The following is an 18,998-nucleotide window of genomic DNA, read 5'->3' as shown; positions in this document are numbered from 1 at the left end:
CATTTCGGACTACTTTAATGTGACCAACTTGTCTAAGAGCTGGTCACTGAGATCCGTATCTTGTAACGATTCTAATACGCTGCTGTATCGCAACTCGTTGCTTCACCCTCTCAGGAGAAGACTTGAGCTACAACCGGCAGACGTTTAGATTCTCTTTGAGAACGGTCATTACTCTTATCGGCACTGCCAAAGCAATTCAGTCGAAACTGAACTCAAAGGCAACACATAATTGTAATAACCTTAACTCTATGAAATTGCATCGTTTTTAGGCGACAAAGCTTTGTTCGTTGCACTACTCGTCAAGCGACAAGCAACTCAATCAAACAGCACTTCGTCACACAAAATGCCATCTACCAACCAAATTGTCAAAGATCAAATTGCACTTCGTTGTTGAAGTGATTGTTCCCTGTGAAGGACTTGCCCTCAACTGGAAGGACGCAATGTATCACCGCCGGGCCGTAGTTGTCAAACGGGGGTGGCGATAATTTGATCGGTGAAATTTGGCGAAAGGTGGAAGTCCTGTAACAGCAAGGTGTTACGCCGAGGAAAAACTTTCGCGAATGTCGTGCGAATTCCGCGATTCGCGGGATAGTGCCAAGTTGTTCGGCCAGTTGGCAGATGTTAGTTGAGTAGATAGGAACCGTGGAAATCGAACTTTCGGTCTCGCTGGGTGACATTGAGCCCGAAAACGCCCACTTCGAGGCGATCTGCGTAAGTGCAATCACGCTCAATGGCCTCCGACCAGGTCTTTCCATCGTTCGATGCTGACATCTTCAGCATCTTTCCACGACGTTCTACTCGCAGCCATACGGGCTGATCCTTCAATTTGAAGTAACCACCACCGACATGCTGGCCGCCCTCGAACTGCTCGCAGCTGAGGTAGATGGCGTGCTTTTCTGCACTAGCTGAACGTGTCCAGCGCAGGAAGTTGTTTTCGTCTTGCCAAACAACGATTCCCGCTGCCAAGTAGCTTCGATTTCCGTTTGCACCGCTATTCGCCTCGGGCCTTTGGAATTCTTTGACGTGGACTTCGTACAGGAAGTCACCTTCAATAGGTTGCAGAATCCGTGGTGCATTCACGATCTGCATCGTGGGATTTAGTTGATGTACGCCTGCGGGAATCGTTAATGTGATTCCGTTTTCGTTGAGATCTACCGGGCAGTCGCCAACTGGATCAACGAGATTGCCCCAGCCAGGTAACTCTTGAGAAAGTGCCGAACTATGAAGCAACACGATTAGCATCAATACAGGAAAGATAGTTCGCATGCTGTCTGTGTAGTGTGTGTAAGTGCTGTTCAGTTAGTGTGTTACGTCGTGTTTGCTTGGGCTATTGGTCTTCGGTCGTCTTCTTCTCGGCTAGTACGTAGGGGTTTTCAAAATGGAACTCGACGTCCTTTTCTGTCACGTTCAAACCGAAAACACCCACTTTCAGTGTCTCTCGATAGCCACACCGGCGATCAAGCAGCATCTTCCAGCCAGACGTGTCGTACGTAGCCCACATACGTATGCGATCCCCTCTTCGTTCGACTCGAAGTGAAACTGGTTTGTCTTCTAATGGAAAATTGCCAACTCCGATGGCCGTGTTCTTCTCATACTGCTCGCAACTCAGATAGATCTGCTTCGCCTCGCCACTAGCCGATCGAGTCCATCGCAAAAGATTGGCGTCATCCTGCCAGACAAGAATGCCGCTGGCGATATAGCTTTGATGACCGTTAACTCCGGTTTTGGCTTGCGGACGTGGGAAGTCAATGATTCGTGCTTCGATCAGGAAATCCCCAGCAACTTCTTGCCAGATTCGGGGAGCATTCGTCTGACGTAAATAGGGGTTCATGTCATGAATGCCTGCGGGGACTTGAATGGCGATGCCCGTTTTGGTGAATTCGACAGGACAATTGCCGACCGGGTCGACTAAGACGCCCCAGCCTGGAATGTCCTCAGCCGCTAGGTTTGAGCAGAGAAAACCAAATACAATCAAGCCCAGCGCGAGTTGAATCCTCATCCGCTAACTCCTCCTTGAAAACCAAAAGAACGTAAAATCTGCCTTATGTCATCTTGGCCCGATTCTATCATCCGACCTAGAATTCACACCAATCCATAATGAGCCTCGCGACATCCCAGCAAGCGGCGGCGATGCTCAAAAGCCTGCCGCAATGTTTTGAGCAGAACGAGTCGTTTCAGCATGTCCTTGAAGCCTTAAATCAGGGCAAGGACGCAACGCTGGAAGGAGTCTGGGGATCGGCCTGCGCGCTCGTCGCTTCGGCAATTCAAGCGGAAGTTGGTTCGCATATTGTCCTGGTCGCTCCACACCTGACAGAGATTGAGAAACTCGCTGATGCGATTCCGCTGTTCTCTGACAGCGAGATAAGTTCCTTTCCGGCCTGGGAATCGTCTCCGGAAGAACGCCGTCTGCATGACGAGATCTATGCAGCGAGATTACGTATTTTGAAGCACTTGGTGTACGGCGAATGTCCACCAATTCTGATTACCTCGATTGAAAGCCTGATTCAGCCTGTTCCGGACAAAGAGAACATTTTGGCGAATAGTCGCCGATTGGAAGTGGGGCAGCGATTCGAGGCAGACGAACTAGCCAAGTGGTTGTTGGCTCACAAATACCATTCGACGAGCGCGGTTGAGTTACCGGGCGAATTTTCGCTGCGAGGAGGAATCCTCGATGTCTTCGCGCCTGATTGGAACGGACCAGTCCGTGTCGAACTGTTCGGTGATGAGATCGAATCGATCCGCGAGATCGATGTCGAAACGCAGCGCAGCGTCGAAACACTTCAGCAAGTCGACATCACCGCACTCCGACACTCACGCGATTACCAGGGAAGCTTCATCAGTTATTTGCCTGAGGATACGGTCTTCATGCTGATCGAACCGGATCAGATGAAGCAGACGGCAGATGACTATTTGAAACGTGTGGATGACGTTCGCGATGCGTTCGAATTCGCCGAAACGATTGCCCGGCTTAACGACTTCCGCAAAGTATCGGTCGCGGGGATCTCAAGCGGAACGTTCAACGTTACGGCAAATCTGAATTTCGAATCGGTCGAGCAATTTAGTGGTGACATCGATCGTGTGCGGGGCGAACTCGATGTTGCGAGTCAGAGTCTCGACGTGGTCATCGTCTGCCGGATGGAGGCAGAATTTGAACGGCTGCACGAGATTTTAGATGCCACCGAGGTCGCCAAGTCAGGTCGCCTCCATTATGTATTGGGTGGCCTGCATCAAGGATTTCGCTTTCGCGAAGGGCGACTTGTATTAATCAGTGGCGATGAAATCTTCCATCGTGGAGCGATCCATCGTACGAAGACGCGGCGTCTTGGGAAGGTGATCGACAGCTTCCTTGACCTGAAGAAAGGGGATCTGGTTGTCCATCTCGGTCACGGGATTGGCCGCTATCGCGGTCTGCGATTGATTGAGAAGCAAGGCAATGCTGAGGAGCATCTGGTTCTCGAATTTCATGGTGAGACGAAAATCTTCGTGCCTGCCTCGAAAATCGACTTGGTGCAGAAATACGTTGGCGGAAGCAAGACTCGCCCACCGTTGGCTCGAATTGGTGGGGTTGTTTGGAAGAAGCAGAAAGAGAACGTCGAAAAGGCGGTCAAAGATCTTGCGGCGGATCTTCTGCACGTGCAAGCAGAGAGACGCAGTCGGCCAGGTATCGCTTTCGCGGAAGATACGCGTTGGCAATATGAATTTGATGCGTCATTTCCTTACCAGGAGACCGACGACCAACTTCAGGCGATCGCTGCGATCAAGCAAGACATGCTGCAGCCGCGTCCCATGGATCGACTTCTCTGTGGGGATGTCGGTTTCGGTAAGACGGAAGTTTCGATGCGAGCCGCGTTCAAGGCGGTCGACAACGGATATCAGGTTGCCGTACTTGTGCCCACAACCATCTTGGCAGAGCAGCACTACAAGACCTTTCGGGAAAGGATGGCCGAGTTTCCCTTTTCGATCGCACGATTGAGCCGATTTGGAACCGCTAAGGAACAACGTGAAGTCGTCGAAGGTTTGAAGAACGGCACGGTTGATGTCGTCATTGGAACACATCGCTTGGCTTCCAAGGATGTCGTTTTTCAAAATCTGGGCGTGGTGATCATCGATGAAGAGCAGCGTTTTGGCGTGGAAGTTAAGGAACGCTTAAAACAGTTGCGTACCACAGTCGACGTTTTGACCATGACGGCGACTCCGATTCCGCGAACCCTTCATATGTCTTTAGTTGGTGTCCGTGACATCAGTAATCTCGAAACGGCCCCCAAGGATCGAATCGCCGTCGAGACGAAGGTTTCTCGTTGGAGCGACGAACTCATTCGGCATGCGGTACTCCGTGAACTAAATCGGGGCGGGCAGATCTACTTCGTGCACAATCGCGTGCAAGACATTCAAGTCGTTGCCGCCAAGCTGCAACGCATCGTGCCGGAAGCTAAGATCGGTATTGGGCACGGTCAGATGGCAGAGGGAGCACTTGAGCAAGTGATGGTCGACTTCATTGACGGGAAGTTTGATCTCTTGCTCGCCACGACGATCATCGAAAGCGGGCTCGATATTCCCAATGCGAATACGATCTTCGTCGACGAGGCTGATCGCTACGGCTTGGCGGACCTGCATCAGTTGCGTGGACGCGTTGGCCGATCGCATCATCGTGGCTACTGCTATATGTTGCTGGAACCGGCCAAGCATCTAACGCCGATCGCTAGCAAGCGATTGCATGCGATTGAAGAGTTCAGCCACATGGGGGCAGGCTTTGCGATTTCGATGCGTGATCTCGAAATCCGAGGTGCGGGGAATATTCTTGGTACGCAACAGAGTGGCCATATCGCCACAGTAGGATACGAGTTGTACTGCCAATTGTTGGAGAGTGCCGTTCGGCGACTTCAGAAGTTGCCTCCAAAATTGACAATCGACGTTGATATCGATCTGCCAGTCGAGGCCTATCTGCCGGACGACTACATCGGAGATATGCGGCAGAAGATTGACCTGTATCGCAGGATGACCCGAATTGCCTCGGACGACGACCTGATCCAGATCCGAGAAGAACTTCGTGACCGGTTTGGTACGCCACCACCGGTCGTCGACGAATTACTGCGTTTGGTGAACTTGAAGCTGGATGCCGCATTCTGGCAGGTTTCGGCAATCTATATTGAAGAAGAAGTCGATCAAACCTTCTTGGTGTTCGTGTATACCAATAAATCGAGAATCGAGCAGCTAGCACGGTTGCGTGGCAAGAAGGTGCGGATCGTTGACGAGTCAAAAGCATACATTCCGCTGCCTGATGCCAGCATGGATGGATCGAAGTTGCTCGATTTTGCCGGAATGATGTTGCAACCAAGCTAGGTGCGTTTCTATACTCCGCCCGCAATTTTCTCGCGCGGAATGTGGCAAGAAGCCGCAACCTGATCGATCTGCTTATGGATGGGACTTCAAACACCGTGATCTCAGCAACGCAATTGACGAGCAAGTCATTCCGGGTTCGATTCTTATTGGCCGGGTTCGTTGTCGGGGTATACTTTGTCTCGCCTCCGGCTGCCAATGCGCAATTTGGTTGGCCGTCGAGTTGGAATCCGTGGAAGCAAGAAGCAGCTGCCGAAGCGACTCCGCAAGATCCTTTCGCCGAGCGACGTGGCGGTGGACAGCCTCAATATCAGATGGCTGCCGCTCCAACGCGACAACCGGTATCATCCCCAATCAGCTATCCGCCGACTGGTTCGATGCAAAACAATACCGGCACGACTGCGGTCATCTCCGATACCGCACCTGCGTACGGGACGCCCGCTCCTAGCAACTACTCGCCGAATGTCGGTCCGGCGCCGACCTACACGCCGCAAAATAGCAGCTATCCCCAGGCAAGCTCCTATCCGGCTACCGCTAACTATCCGAACGCAGGCAGCTATCCGTCGACGGGGCAGTATTCCAATTATCCAGCTATGTCGACCCAGGCGATGGTACCGAATGCGGCCCCCGTTGGTCCCAATTTGCCCACAGATTATCCAAGTGCCTACGCCGCACCTACCAACTACGCTGCTGCTCCAACAGCGACTCCGTACGTTGCCAACCTTTCGCAGCAACCAGCTGCCGAAGACAACGATTTATTCAAGCCAGCTCGAATCGTAGCAATCGTTAATGGCGATCCGATTCTTGCGGGGGACGTCCTCGGGCCAGTCAATCAAATGATCCAACAGCGGATTGCTTCCATACCAGAAGAGCAACGCGGCTCGGTTCGCGAAGAAGACATTGAGCAGTTCAAAGAGCAAGCTTTGAAGCAAATGCTGCCAGGCATGATCGATGTCAAAATCGTCTACCTCGAATTCTTGCGGAATGTTCCTGCGGATCGAAGGGGAGAGATGTCGGAGATGCTGGCCAAGAACTATTACGAACACCAGTTGGAAGCTGATTTGAAAGAAGCGGGCGTGCAAACGCGCGCTGAACTCGATATCGAACTGCGAAAGATCGGAAGCTCACTGGAAAAAAAGAAACAACGTTTTGTCGAGCAGGTGGTCGCTTATCAGCAGATCCAACGCCATGTTAAGAGTGACGAGGAAGTCACGCATCAACAGATGCTCGACTTCTATGACGAGCATTCCGCCGACTATCAAAAAGCCGCTCGGGCTAAATGGGAACAGTTGATGGTCAAATTCACCGAGTTTCCAAATCGCCAGGCTGCCTGGGAAGCGGTGGCTGCCATGGGAAATCGAGTCTTGCGAGGTGCCCCGCTTGATGCTGTCGCGAAGCGAGAGTCGCAAGGGATTCGCGCCTCAAAAGGTGGCCAGTATGACTGGACCAGCAAGGGAAGCTTGAAGAACGAAGCCATTGACCAAGCAATTTTCAGCCTTCCAGTCGGCGAACTGAGCCCAATTATCGAATCGGAAGAAGGGTTTCATATTGTTCGTGTTACAGAGCGAGAAGAAGAAGGAATGGTCCCCTTCACCAAGGCCCAGGTAGAGATCAAAGAGCAAATCAAGAAAGAGCGTAAGCAGAAAGCGATGGAAGCTTACATCAAAGAGGTGAAGTCCAAGGCTCAAGTTTGGACCATCTTCGACAATGAAAAGCAGGACGCACCACCCAGGTAGCTGGTATTACCTCCGGTATAGACAGCCTAATCTTTAAAATTTGCCATTCTTCCCCCCAAGATTCTTGTTTTCTCATGGGGCGTAAACGCGAAGAATTTAGCGAGCATGCCGATTTTCGGTGGTATCGCCAAGATTAGCGATGCTTATGCGGCACGATTCCGATGTACCGCCTATTTTGTTGGCCTCTACAATCGAGTAAAGTAGCGGTCAAAAGATAACATTCAAGTTTACTTCCGCGCCGACTACTCGCAGCATCGACCTTCTGCCGATGCGTCCATCTCCGCGGAAATGCTGCCCGGTACCGCCGTCCGGGATTAATTGCGCACGCCCCTGTGAGGAAGTCTGCATGTCCGAGAATGCCAAGCTTATCATCGAAGGAAATGAAATCGAACTGCCGGTCGTTGAAGGTACCGAGCAAGAAAAGGCAGTCGATATCTCGAAGTTGCGGGCCACGACCAACTACATCACCCTAGACGAAGGTTACGTCAACACAGGGTCGACCACCAGTGCGATCACCTATCTAGATGGTGAAGCAGGTATCTTGCGATACCGTGGCTACCCGATCGAAGATCTCGCGGCCAATTGCGATTTCGTGGAAGTGATGTTCCTGCTGATCTACGGGGAACTCCCCACGGAAGAACAAATCACGAATTTCCGCAACTCGATTCGCCGTCATACGATGCTGCACGAGGACATGCGGTCGTTTTACGATGGCTTCCCTCGCGACGCCCACCCGATGGCCATTTTGTCCAGTGTTGTGAGTGCTTTGTCGACGTTTTATCAAGATTCGCTCGACCCTCACGATCCCGAACAGGTCGAAGTCTCGATTCATCGGTTGCTGGCGAAACTGCCCACAATTGCCGCGTATAGCTACAAGAAGTCGTTTGGCCAACCATTCATTTACCCGCAAAATGATTTGTCATATTGCGAGAACTTCCTGCAGATGATGTTCGCTGTGCCGAGCGAACCGTTCCACGTCGATCCTGATTTCGTCGACGCGCTGAACCTCCTGCTGATTGTCCATGCCGACCACGAACAAAACTGCAGTACGTCGACCGTTCGTATGGTTGGTTCGGCCGATGCCAACTTGTTCGCCTCGATTTCAGCGGGCATCAGTGCCCTCTGGGGACCACTTCATGGTGGTGCGAATGAAGCGGTTGTGAACATGCTGGAAGAAATCATCCAGAATGGCGGTGATGTCGACAAATACGTCGAATTGGCCAAGGACAAGAAGAGCAAAGTCCGTCTGATGGGCTTCGGTCACCGCGTCTACAAGAATTTCGATCCGCGGGCCACGATTATTAAAAAGGCTTGCGATCGACTGCTGGATAAGCTTGATATCAAAGATCCGTTGTTCGACGTAGCACAAAAGCTGGAATACGCGGCTCTCAACGACGAATACTTCGTAGAGCGTAAGCTGTATCCCAACGTCGACTTCTACTCTGGCGTGATCTATCGAGCGATTGGGATTCCTGTTCAGATGTTTACCGTGCTGTTTGCCATGGGGCGTCTGCCTGGTTGGATTGCCCACTGGAAAGAAATGCACGGATCGAAGACCAAGCGAATTTGTCGTCCGCGTCAGATCTATACAGGCGAAACCAAACGCGAATTCGTTCCGATCGAAAAACGATAGCAGAACTTGCAGCTATCGTTACTTTCTTCGCGCGGACCAGCTATTGCGTCCGCGCATGCCGCTTTGACTTGAGCAATATCGCTCTTTTCTTGCCAATACCAGCAGCGGTAGCGGCCGCGCATCCGGAAAAGTTTACCTAAATCCGCGAACTTTCGGTGTTCTCTTACGGAAGTTGGTGAAGTTCAGTCGATAAATACCTTCGTACGCCCTCAAACTACGGAAAGTTTGGGGATTCGGTTCAGCGAGGGAGACGCAACTTCACGATGTTCAAGCACATTCTCGGCGCTACAGCCGCAGTCGCTACATTGATCGTGCCATCGGTCACTTTCGCTCAAATGCCCCTCGTCAAGTTGTCGCACACCGTTCAGCTAAAGCCAGGTGTTGATCGCCTGCATCCTCCGGTTGTCTCCGACGTTGAGATTCACCCGGCGGGCAAGTTGATGGCCGTCGCTGGGGACGATCACTATGTGCGGATCATGGAGGTCTCGACTGGCCGCTTGATTTTCACTTTGCGTGACCACGAAGATTGGGTCTGCGCCTTGAAGTTTTCCCCTGATGGTCACACCCTGGCAACCGCCGGGAAAGACCACCGCCTGTTGTTGTGGGATGTGCAAGAGAACATTCAGTTGCGCGCTGGCGGCGAATTTCCGTCAGTTGTGAATGCTCTCGACTTCAATCACGACGGTACTCGTCTGGCCGTGGCTGGTTTCGACAAATCAATCGCCATTCACGATGCAACCAACGGTAAGAGCATACATACACTGGAAGCTCACGGTAACGACATTCGCACGGTTAGGTTTTCGCCCGACGGTAAACTTGTTGCCGCCGCCGGACGTACCGGTGTCATTCGTATCTGGAACGCTGAAACCGGCACGTTCGTCCGAGATATTCCAGCACATAGCGATCGGATTCACGCGATAGTCTTCTCCCACGATGGAGCGAAGATCGTCAGTGGAGGCGACGATCGTCAGTTGAAGACCTTTGTTACCAGCACTGGTCAGCAAATCGAAGCGGTTTCGACCGGTGACGCGAAAGTCTTTTCCGTGGCGTTGATTCGTCCAGCCACGATCGCGACCGGTGGAAGCGATAACCAGGTTCGAATGTGGGACCTGGAAACACTAAGCGAAGTTGATCACCTGACAGGCCACGATGGCACTGTCGCAGCATTGACCGCCCAAGGGCAAACGATGATCTCAAGCGGATTCGATACGACACTCCGCGTTTGGGATCTTGGCGGTCCCCATAGTCCCCCCCCCGTGTTAACGGTTCCGGTCAGCCGTTTCTCGAATTAGTTCGGTCACCATTTTCGCACGGATGCGAAAGTAAGGCAGAGGAGTCGCCTGATGGGTTTCCATTATCGAGACGCATTGCGTCGTTTTCGTAACTTCTTTGGTGGCGGTAAAAACGCAGCCCTCCATCGTTCGCTTCGCACTAGCGGACTCGAGATGCTGGAAGCACGCCGAGTCATGGCCGCCGATGCGATACAGCTAGGTGCGATCTATCACGAAGAAGACGGTGCCGGTGGTGACGACCACGGCGATACCTTCATCGTGACCTTTGACGGCGGAGCGGCCGGTACGCAGCTTACTCGTCTTACCTTTGATGGCGATCAAATCGAAAACTTTGGCAATTTGCCAGGGTTGAGCGCCGGGGACATGATCTTCGATATCTCGCCAGGTGGGCTCGGGGCAGACGCTTCATTTCCGTTTAAGGTGATTTCCGCCGATGGAATTGATTCCGTCAAAGCGATTGTCACAGACGGTGGAAGCACGCTGATCCTGGAATTCGAGGGCTTCGATGCTGGTGAAGAACTTCGTTTCTCGATCGATGTGGATGAAGTGATCATTTATGATCCATCTCACCCAGATGAGATTCTGATCGACCCGATTGCCTCTGGTGCTGAATTCCAAGGAACGATCCTAACTGGTGAATTCTCGGCTGCGCACTACGAGGATGCGACGGTCCGTACGAAGTTTTACGATCAATACGATGCTCGCTTGATCGCTTCGGGGCTCGATCTTCCTGCTGATAATTCAACTGGTCACCGTGACCGTACCGACGGTGCCTTTGGTAGCATCATTCAAGATCCACTGCCGATTAGCATCAGTGGAACTGTCTATCACGATCCGAATCTCAGCCTAACCCAAGATGCCGGTGAGCAGGGAATCGCGGGCGTAACGCTTTCGCTGTGGAAGAAAGAGAACGGCGTTTTCGTCGATACAGGGAACACTGTTACCACGGATGCGAATGGCAACTACGTCTTTGGCGAGAATCTCGGACTTCAGCCAGGTACGTATCAAGTTCGGGAAACACAGCCGACCGGCTACTTTAGCGTCGGCGCTGTGCCTGGAACCGTGGAAGGTACTGCTACCGGCTCGACGGTAAGCGGTGATCCCGATGTGTTGACAGAAATCAGCATTCCCTTGGGTGGCACCGCAGCGGTCGACTACGACTTCGCCGAAGCGACACCGGCCATGATCGATGGCTACGTTTATCACGATCGTGACAACGATGGTGTCAAGGAAGCGGGCGAAGAAGGAATTGCTGGCGTTCAGATTCGAGTACAAGGTGTCGACGTTCTGGGGAATCCTCAGTCGTTCACCGTTACGACCGATGCCAACGGTTACTACAAAGTGACGAACATGCCGCCCGGCGTGTACGAGGTGTTGGAAGTCGTTCAGCCGCCGACTTACCAAGATGGTAAGGACACCGCAGGCACAATCGGTGGCAGCACCCAAGGCTTGGCGCACAACCCGGGTGATCGCATCTCGGCGATCGCGCTCAAAGGTGGCGACTCCGGGGTGAACTATAACTTCGGAGAGCTACGGCCTGCCGAGATTCGTGGACATGTTCATCTGACCGATCCTGATGGCAATTGCTTTGGGGAAGGGATTGAAACGACGCCGGTCGAAGGGGCCGTCATCAATCTGTATGATGAAAATGGAACACTTCTTGCCACAACGACCACCGACGCCAATGGTGAGTACTTCTTCGGCAATTTGCTCCCGGGCACGTACACCATTGAAGAGATCACTCCACCTGGTTTGATCGACGGCGGTGATCATGTCGGAACGATCGACGGAATTACGGTTGGTCAGCTTGATGGCAACGATCGGATTTCCGATATCGAGTTACTTTCGGGTGATTCCGGTGTGCACTACGATTTCTGCGAACACCTTCCGGCCAGCCTCTCAGGCTACGTGTACCACGATCGTAACAACAATGGGATTCGTGAAGCTGGTGAAGAAGGCATCGAAGGAACACTGCTTCAACTTTTCGACGCGAACGGCATTCAAGCCGGACTCGCCATCACCGACGCGAACGGCTTCTATGAGTTCACTGGCTTGTCCAAAGGTCAGTACCAGATCGTCGAACTGCAGCCGTTTGAATACATCGATGGGTTGGACACTGCTGGTACGATTTTCGGCACCACGGTCGGAGCAGCGGTGAATCCAGGCGACGAAATTAACACGATCGACGTCCGCTGGGGTGATGAAGGCATCGAGTATAACTTTGGCGAGATTAAGCTTGGTTCGATCAGCGGCTACGTCTATCACGACCAAAACATCAACGGCACGAAAGATAGCGGCGATGAAGGGATCGCCGGTGTTACCGTGACGCTGATCAATACGGACACCAACGAGACGTTCGTGACTTTAACGGATGATGTTGGGTTCTACGAGTTCAACGACTTAGCGCCTGGCAACTATCGCGTCTTAGAAACGCATCCTATTGATTACCAAGACGGCATCGATTCGGCCGGTACGATTAACGGCTCGATTCGTGGTGTGGCCGTGAATCCCGGCGATGCGATCAACAACATTGCGATTGGCAGTGACGAACACGGCATCAATTATAACTTCGGCGAATACCTGTATGCGTCGATCTCAGGCAGTGTGCATCTGACCGATGAAGATGGCAACTGCGATCATGAATCGGCTTCGAAGCGACCGGTTGTCGGCGCGACGATTCAACTGTTCGATGCCGATGGGAACTTGTTGAAGTCGACGGTAACGGATTCCAATGGGGATTATTTCTTCGGCGAACTGTTGCCGGGTACCTACACCATTGTTGAGATTACCCCGCCAGGTTTGATCGATGGTGGCGATAGCATCGGAACCATCAATGGAATCCAAGTTGGCAACTTCAATGGGAACGATCGTATCGAATCGATTTCATTGATGGCGGGTCAGCATGGTGAAGACTACGATTTCTGCGAAAGCGAACCGGCCGATCTGTCTGGTTACGTTTACCACGATCGTAACAACGACGGCATCCGCGATGCAGGTGAAGAAGCAATTGCCGGTACAACCGTGCAGTTGTTCGACAAGAATGGCAACTTAGTCAACACGCTCGTCACCGATTCCAATGGTTATTACCACTTTACCGGCCTGACAAAAGGTGAGTACCGAATCGTTGAAACACAGCCAACTGGGTATCTCGACGGTTTAGACACCGCCGGTACGATCAATGGCGCAACGATCGGAGCGGCCACTAATCCTGGTGACGTGATTCATTCGATTGACTTGAAATTCGGCCAATCTGGTGTCGAATACAACTTCGGCGAAGTTCTGCCGACATCGATTGGTGGTTTTGTTCACGTCGATCCAAACCAAGACTGCATCTTCGATCCAGACGAAGATCCGATCGTCGGTGTAACGATCACGCTCCTGGACGAAGCCGGAAACGTCATCGCCACGACCACGACCGACGAGAACGGGCATTACTCGTTCACTGGGTTGCCACCAGGCACCTACACCGTCATCGAAACACAGCCAGAGGGTTACTTTCAAGGTGGACAGATCGATCATAATGGCCTTGCTGATGCCAGCGAAACCGATCGTATCGCGAACATTGTCACCCATTCTGGACAACATCTCGACGAGCACAATTTCTGCGAGATCCCGCCTGCCGCACTTTCGGGTTACGTCTTCCAAGATGGTGATGTGATCTCGAGTGCCAGCGGACAATTGCCTGACGACATCTCCTCGATTCGCGATGGTCTGCGAACGGATGACGATACGCCGCTAGCGAATGTGATTCTCGAGCTTCGCGATGGTTTCTCGGGCCAGCCGATCATGGGCGGGAGCGATTCGGTCTTGCAGGGAATCTATGGTAACGGTCCGATCCGTGTAACCACGGATGCCAACGGATTCTACAAGTTCGTCGGTTTGCGAACGGGATTCTACGCCGTTTACCAGATTCAGCCGGATGGATACGAAGATAGCATCGATACGGTAGGTACCACGGGTGGCTTGGCGGTAAATCCAGGCACATCATCTGCCGAAATCTCCTCGCTGTCGGTCAATCCAGGCAACGACGCGATCATTAGAATCTTTGTTGTGGGGGGAACCGAATCGCTGGAAAACAACTTCAGCGAAGTTCGGGTGATTCCTTTCATCCCGCCACCGGAAATTCCGCCGGGAATTCCGCCTGTAACACCACCTCCAGTGATCACTCCGCCACCTTCGCCTGAACTAATTGCTCCGGCACCGCTACTTGTGTTGCCTACGGAAGTCCTGCCGTATGGCGGCGGGGCCAATGGATTTACTTGGCACCTAAGTATTGTTGATGCTGGGGATCCACGCGGTAAGGAGCCAGTCGCTACGTCCGACGCACCTTACTGGCTAACGTCGGCCAGTGGCGAGTTCAACCCATGGAATGCCGACAACCTCAGCGAGGCACGCTGGACGCTGCTTACTGAAGGGGAAGATGGCGAAGAAGCCGAATTGCTCAGTCGACTATTTGGTTCGAAGAAAGCCATTCCGGTCGCCGGTGATTTTAATGGTGACGGCGTGAGCGAACTCGGGGTCTTCATTGACGGTCATTGGTTCATTGACCTCAACGGTAACGGCCAGTGGGATGACGAAGATATGTACGCCAAGCTCGGCCATGACGGCGATCAACCTGTGGTGGGCGATTGGGATGGTGACGGTAAAGACGATATTGGCATCTTCGGCAAAGCGTGGCCGAACGATCCTCGCGCGGTCAAGGAAGAACCAGGTTTGCCAGATGCGGCAAACCGGATCGTCTCGATCGAGAAACCAAAAAACATTCCACCCAAGGTGGAGCATGCTCCACTCGGAACGCGTATTTTGAAAGTGGCTCAGCATGGCAAGTTCCGTCAGGACTTAATCGACCATACTTTCCACTTTGGAGTAGGCGGCGACTATGCCCTAGCCGGAGACTTCAATGGTGATGGAATCAGTACGATCGCCGTCTTCCGTAACGGCACCTGGCATATCGATAGCAATGGTGACGGTCGCTGGGATCCGGCCGTGGATGCCGCATTCGACTTCGGTCAGGCAGGCGATATTCCGGTAGTTGGCGACTGGAATGGAGACGGTATCGACGAACTAGGGATTTACCGTGATGGTCACTGGGTCGTCGACGACAACGGAAACGGTGTCGAAGAGCCCACGGACAAAGTGTTCCAGCTTGGTGAATGGGACGACGTCCCAACGGTCGGTGACTGGGACGGCGATGGATCGGACGATCCTGGCGTTTTCCACGCGAACAAGGAAGGCGCTGTCACCGTTTCCAATCGCAAGGCGAGTTAATTTGCTCATTACAATCAGCCTACTGCCGGATGACGTTCACCTCGGGCGGTAGATTGCCGACAAACCATGAGAACCCCTCTTCGCCGCGAAAATGAATGCTGCGAACAGGGGTTTTTTCGTTGGGGCTAAAAATGCGAACTCGAAATCCTTCCATAGGAATACTCACCGCACCTGGCCAGCCCCATACATACCGCCCACTGTCGTACCATCCGCCGACACCGCGTTCAAGCGTTTGCCAAACACCATCGATTTTCGCTTCGATTCGCCAAGCTGTATCGGGCTGTGGTTGATTGGGATAGCTTCCGGAAAGGGTGATGAAATTCACCGAGACTGGTTCCTTCCAAGTTGCGCTCAAGGTGACTGCTTTTGACTCGTTTAGAACCCCTAACTCAGAACCACCTCCGACACCGATCTCGTGCCACTGCGAGTTGGCGAGAAATTTCTTTGCTTGTGGAAGATAGATCAAATCACGCGGCTGACCTCGTTTTCCCGCTTCAAAGCTATCCACGTTCGTGCTGACCTGGGCGTTGGCTAACAGGTTCTCAGTCTGTTGAGGGAGGACGATTTGAGCGGGATCGATGGGGCTTGCCCCTGAGATGAGTTCTGCGGTTGGATCTTCTGGTGGTTGGGTTAGCGTTAGGTAGGCGAATAGATCGACGATCTCCTCAGACTTAAGTTGCTTCTCTATACCTTCCGGCATGAGTGAGGTGTCGGAAGTCTTCATGACGTCGACATCATCACGAGCAATCGTTTCCTGTTTGCCTCCCTGCATTTTTAGTACAACTCGGGAATCGCTATCCTCGACCAATAGGCCTGACAATACACGTCCATCCACGGTTAGCACGTTGACGGCCTGGTAATCCTTGCCAATGACTAAGCTCGGATCGAAAACGTTCGAGAGGAGCTGCTCCAGATTTCCACGGCCATTTACAGTAATGTCAGGCCCTACCTCTTGCCCTTTACCGTGTAGCTTGTGGCACTGACCACAGAGCTTGTTGTAAACCTCAATCCCTCGATGGGGATCGCCTTGCCGCGATGAGACCAGACGACGCATTTGCGCGACGATCAGCGTCCGCGAAGGGTCTCGTCCACTTCGAATACTTCCATAGATGTCATTTACTTTTCGCCCAACATCTTCGCTCGAGGTGGTGACCAGGCGTTGAAGTTGATTAATGCTCAGCGTCTCTTTATCGAGCTTGCCAGTTTCAATCTGCGTTAGTAGAAGGATCGCCCAAGATGGTCGCTGTAACAGCACTTCAATCGCTTTAGGTCGGTTCTGTGATGAAAGCGAGTCGAGCCGCGGAAGCAGTAATTTAGGCACGACATCCGAATCGGTTTTCCCAAGCGTCTGAATCACTTGACCAATCATTGCCTGATCGTTCCGGCGATCTTCAAAGTATTGACGCACAAGCTGATTGGCTTGTGAATGACCGGTTGTCAGCAGCGAGTCAAGGGCCGCAATTCGTCTCGCGGGCGGCATCTGCGATGATGCGAATACCTGGGGCACAATCTCCATTGCTTGTGGATCGTTCCATGCCAACGCAAGATTTGCGGCATCGTAATATCCGGGATGTTCATTTCCTTGCTTGAGAATCATCGAGAGTGATTCGGCCAATTCCGTTTTCAATTGGGCCAGACGTTCCCCGGTGAGTTCGCGAGATTGAGCTTGCTGGGTAATTCGTTGGAGGCAGATCGCGAGTTGTTCTTTCTGGCCTGGATCAGATGCCAAGAGCTTAACGAGCGTCGCAACGTGTTCCACAGATACACCGGGCGTGGCTAAGATGCGATCGGTTGCGCGTGGTAATAGAGACAAGGTTGTCGCGTCACTTTCGTAAGGTGCTTGAGTCATTAACGCGAGGTAATCAGGCGTCTGTTTTTCCAGTTGCGGATGCAAGTTCTGCCAGACGATATGCGGAATCAACTTGTCGTTCGGTGAACTTCGAAGTACTTCCAGCAAGGTGGCGATCGTCGGAAGGTAATCGACTTGAGGAGCCAAGATCGCAACTTCCAGTCGCACATCCGGGTGGGCATCACTTGTGAGTTTCTGGATTAAAAGGGCGACATCCGGGTTATTGGAGGCGCGGATCCCCTGATAACGTATTGCCCAACGCCGAAGTTGCGGTTCTTCGTCGCTGAGTAACTGAATGGAAAACTCGTCGCTCAATTGACGGGCGCCAATCAATGACCACAACGCGTGCATTCTTGTTTTGAACGGAGCAGACGTATCCATTACTAAGGCTTCGAGTGGTTGGATCGCGGCGTCACTAGCTCGTTCGGCGAGGACTCGCTGAGCCATCTCGCGATAGAAGCGATTGCCGGAGTGTAATCGGGCGATCAGTTGTTCATCCGATTCCTGTGCCAAATCGAAAGTGTTGGCGCGAGGCGTCTCTTCATAACGCACCCGGTAAAGTCGTCCCTTTAAACGATCGACGTCCCCAGGCCGCGCCATGGCGTCTTGATAACAGTGATATCGGTCGTACCAATCGAGCACATAGAGGCACCCATCAGGCCCGGTTTTCTGATCAACTGGCATGTGCCAAACGTCGTTTGCTGTTAGAAAATCGGGACGCGGCTTTGCAAAGTAGGTGCTGCCGTCACGCTGGAGAACATCGACATTGATGCAACCGCCATGAATGTTTCCCATGTACAAACAGTCACGATACTCTTCGGGGTAGGCGTCACTGTCGAAGTATTCGATGCCGCAGTACGCCGCCATTTGGTGTTTGTGCTTGACGATCGATTCAATCTTCCAGGTGTGCGGCGGATAGGGGCCACCCTGGCGATGGTAATAACCACTTTCGGTTAAATGCCACAAGTGATCGATCACGCAGGCACTGATGAATGCCTGACCGTTGGGATCGAATGCGACACCCCAAGGATTGCTTGTTCCCTCGCAGAACAATTCGAAATCGCGCGTGCGCGGATCGATGCGAAAAAGAGCACAGGTGAAGACGTAATCCTTATCACGATGTTTGACATGGCTGTAATTAAAAACACCGTTAAGACCATACAAGTAACCATCCGGCCCCCAGGTTAGCGAATTGGGAAGCTCATGCGTGTCGGTTCGGCCGAAACCAGTCACGATGACCTCTTGCTTGTCAGCTTTGAGATCACCGTCGGTGTCTTGCAGGAATAAAATATCCGGGGCATTGGCTACCCACACACCACCATGGCCGACCGCAATTCCAGATGGAATATTGAGGCCTTCCGCGAAGATAGTCACTTTGTCGATCGCCCCATCCTGGTCGGTATCTTCTAAGACTTTGATTCTATCTCGGCCGGGGCCTGGTTCGTGACGTGGATACTCGAAGCTTTCGGTTACCCAGATCCTTCCCTTCTCATCGAAAGTCATCGCCACAGGATTCAAAAGATCCGGTTCTGCGGCGACGAGCTCAACGGAAAAACCTTCTGGGACTTCCATCTTTTGAATGGCCTGCTGCGGCGAAAGAGGTGGCCCAGGGATGCCTTGCTGGCGACGCGGTACAAAGCCGTCTTCTTTCTCGGCGGATAGACACAAGGAGGGCAAAAACAATGCAGCGACAACTACGGAGAACGAAAACCTCAAGAGCAAGCGGAGCGGCATGATGGAATTGCTTTCCAGGGAGGAGGAGGGCGAAGAAGCAATGGAAGGGATGTTAGCCTAATTTAGAAGAGGAAAAGGCGTTCGCCAACCAAAAAAGTGAGGCGAGTATTAATTCGCGCAAGCTAATTTGGTTTGCGGCGTGCTCTTCC

Annotated in this window: 8 protein-coding genes; 5 read left to right on the top strand and 3 right to left on the bottom strand. The window is 52.5% G+C overall.

Annotated elements, in window-relative coordinates:
• Positions 1 to 621 precede the first annotated feature (621 nt).
• Entirely contained in the window at positions 622 to 1,266 is a 645-nt protein-coding gene (locus C5Y83_RS22735; protein WP_146117884.1) for a DUF1349 domain-containing protein, read from the bottom strand.
• Between the two features lie 61 nt (positions 1,267 to 1,327).
• Positions 1,328 to 1,999, bottom strand: coding sequence for a hypothetical protein (locus C5Y83_RS22730; protein ID WP_105332092.1), 672 nt, complete (start codon positions 1,997 to 1,999; stop codon positions 1,328 to 1,330).
• Positions 2,000 to 2,097: 98 nt separating this feature from the next.
• Between C5Y83_RS22730 and mfd the strand changes: the two genes are divergently transcribed.
• From mfd to C5Y83_RS22705, 5 genes are all read left to right on the top strand, one after another.
• Positions 2,098 to 5,340, top strand: coding sequence for a transcription-repair coupling factor (gene mfd / locus C5Y83_RS22725; protein WP_105332091.1), 3,243 nt, complete (start codon positions 2,098 to 2,100; stop codon positions 5,338 to 5,340).
• Positions 5,341 to 5,414: 74 nt separating this feature from the next.
• Positions 5,415 to 7,073, top strand: coding sequence for a peptidyl-prolyl cis-trans isomerase (locus C5Y83_RS22720; RefSeq protein ID WP_105332090.1), 1,659 nt, complete (start codon positions 5,415 to 5,417; stop codon positions 7,071 to 7,073).
• Between the two features lie 346 nt (positions 7,074 to 7,419).
• Positions 7,420 to 8,706, top strand: a complete 1,287-nt coding sequence (locus C5Y83_RS22715) for a citrate synthase (protein ID WP_105332089.1) — start codon at positions 7,420 to 7,422, stop codon at positions 8,704 to 8,706.
• 263 nt (positions 8,707 to 8,969) lie between these two features.
• Entirely contained in the window at positions 8,970 to 9,998 is a 1,029-nt protein-coding gene (locus tag C5Y83_RS22710; protein ID WP_105332088.1) for a WD40 repeat domain-containing protein, read from the top strand.
• Positions 9,999 to 10,049: 51 nt separating this feature from the next.
• The gene (locus tag C5Y83_RS22705) at positions 10,050 to 15,266 is read left to right on the top strand and encodes an SdrD B-like domain-containing protein (RefSeq protein ID WP_105332087.1); all 5,217 of its coding nucleotides are present in this window, start codon (positions 10,050 to 10,052) and stop codon (positions 15,264 to 15,266) included.
• 19 nt (positions 15,267 to 15,285) lie between these two features.
• Here C5Y83_RS22705 and C5Y83_RS22700 read toward each other — a convergent pair whose 3' ends face one another.
• Positions 15,286 to 18,849, bottom strand: a complete 3,564-nt coding sequence (locus C5Y83_RS22700) for a PVC-type heme-binding CxxCH protein (RefSeq protein ID WP_105332086.1) — start codon at positions 18,847 to 18,849, stop codon at positions 15,286 to 15,288.
• Between the last annotated feature and the right edge of the window lie 149 nt (positions 18,850 to 18,998).

It is taken from the genome of Blastopirellula marina (assembly GCF_002967765.1).
Classification (GTDB): domain Bacteria; phylum Planctomycetota; class Planctomycetia; order Pirellulales; family Pirellulaceae; genus Bremerella; species Bremerella marina_A.
Note: the sequence above shows the minus strand (reverse complement) of the source record. Positions and strands in the feature narration are given on the sequence as shown.

Bases quoted from the DNA above. Each gene is read 5' to 3' on its own strand.
- C5Y83_RS22735 (WP_146117884.1), bottom strand. From the start codon at position 1,266: ATGCGAACTATCTTTCCTGTATTGATGCTAATCGTGTTGCTTCATAGT.
- C5Y83_RS22730 (WP_105332092.1), bottom strand. From the start codon at position 1,999: ATGAGGATTCAACTCGCGCTGGGCTTGATTGTATTTGGTTTTCTCTGC.
- mfd (WP_105332091.1), top strand. From the start codon at position 2,098: ATGAGCCTCGCGACATCCCAGCAAGCGGCGGCGATGCTCAAAAGCCTG.
- C5Y83_RS22720 (WP_105332090.1), top strand. From the start codon at position 5,415: ATGGATGGGACTTCAAACACCGTGATCTCAGCAACGCAATTGACGAGC.
- C5Y83_RS22715 (WP_105332089.1), top strand. From the start codon at position 7,420: ATGTCCGAGAATGCCAAGCTTATCATCGAAGGAAATGAAATCGAACTG.
- C5Y83_RS22710 (WP_105332088.1), top strand. From the start codon at position 8,970: ATGTTCAAGCACATTCTCGGCGCTACAGCCGCAGTCGCTACATTGATC.
- C5Y83_RS22705 (WP_105332087.1), top strand. From the start codon at position 10,050: ATGGGTTTCCATTATCGAGACGCATTGCGTCGTTTTCGTAACTTCTTT.
- C5Y83_RS22700 (WP_105332086.1), bottom strand. From the start codon at position 18,849: ATGCCGCTCCGCTTGCTCTTGAGGTTTTCGTTCTCCGTAGTTGTCGCT.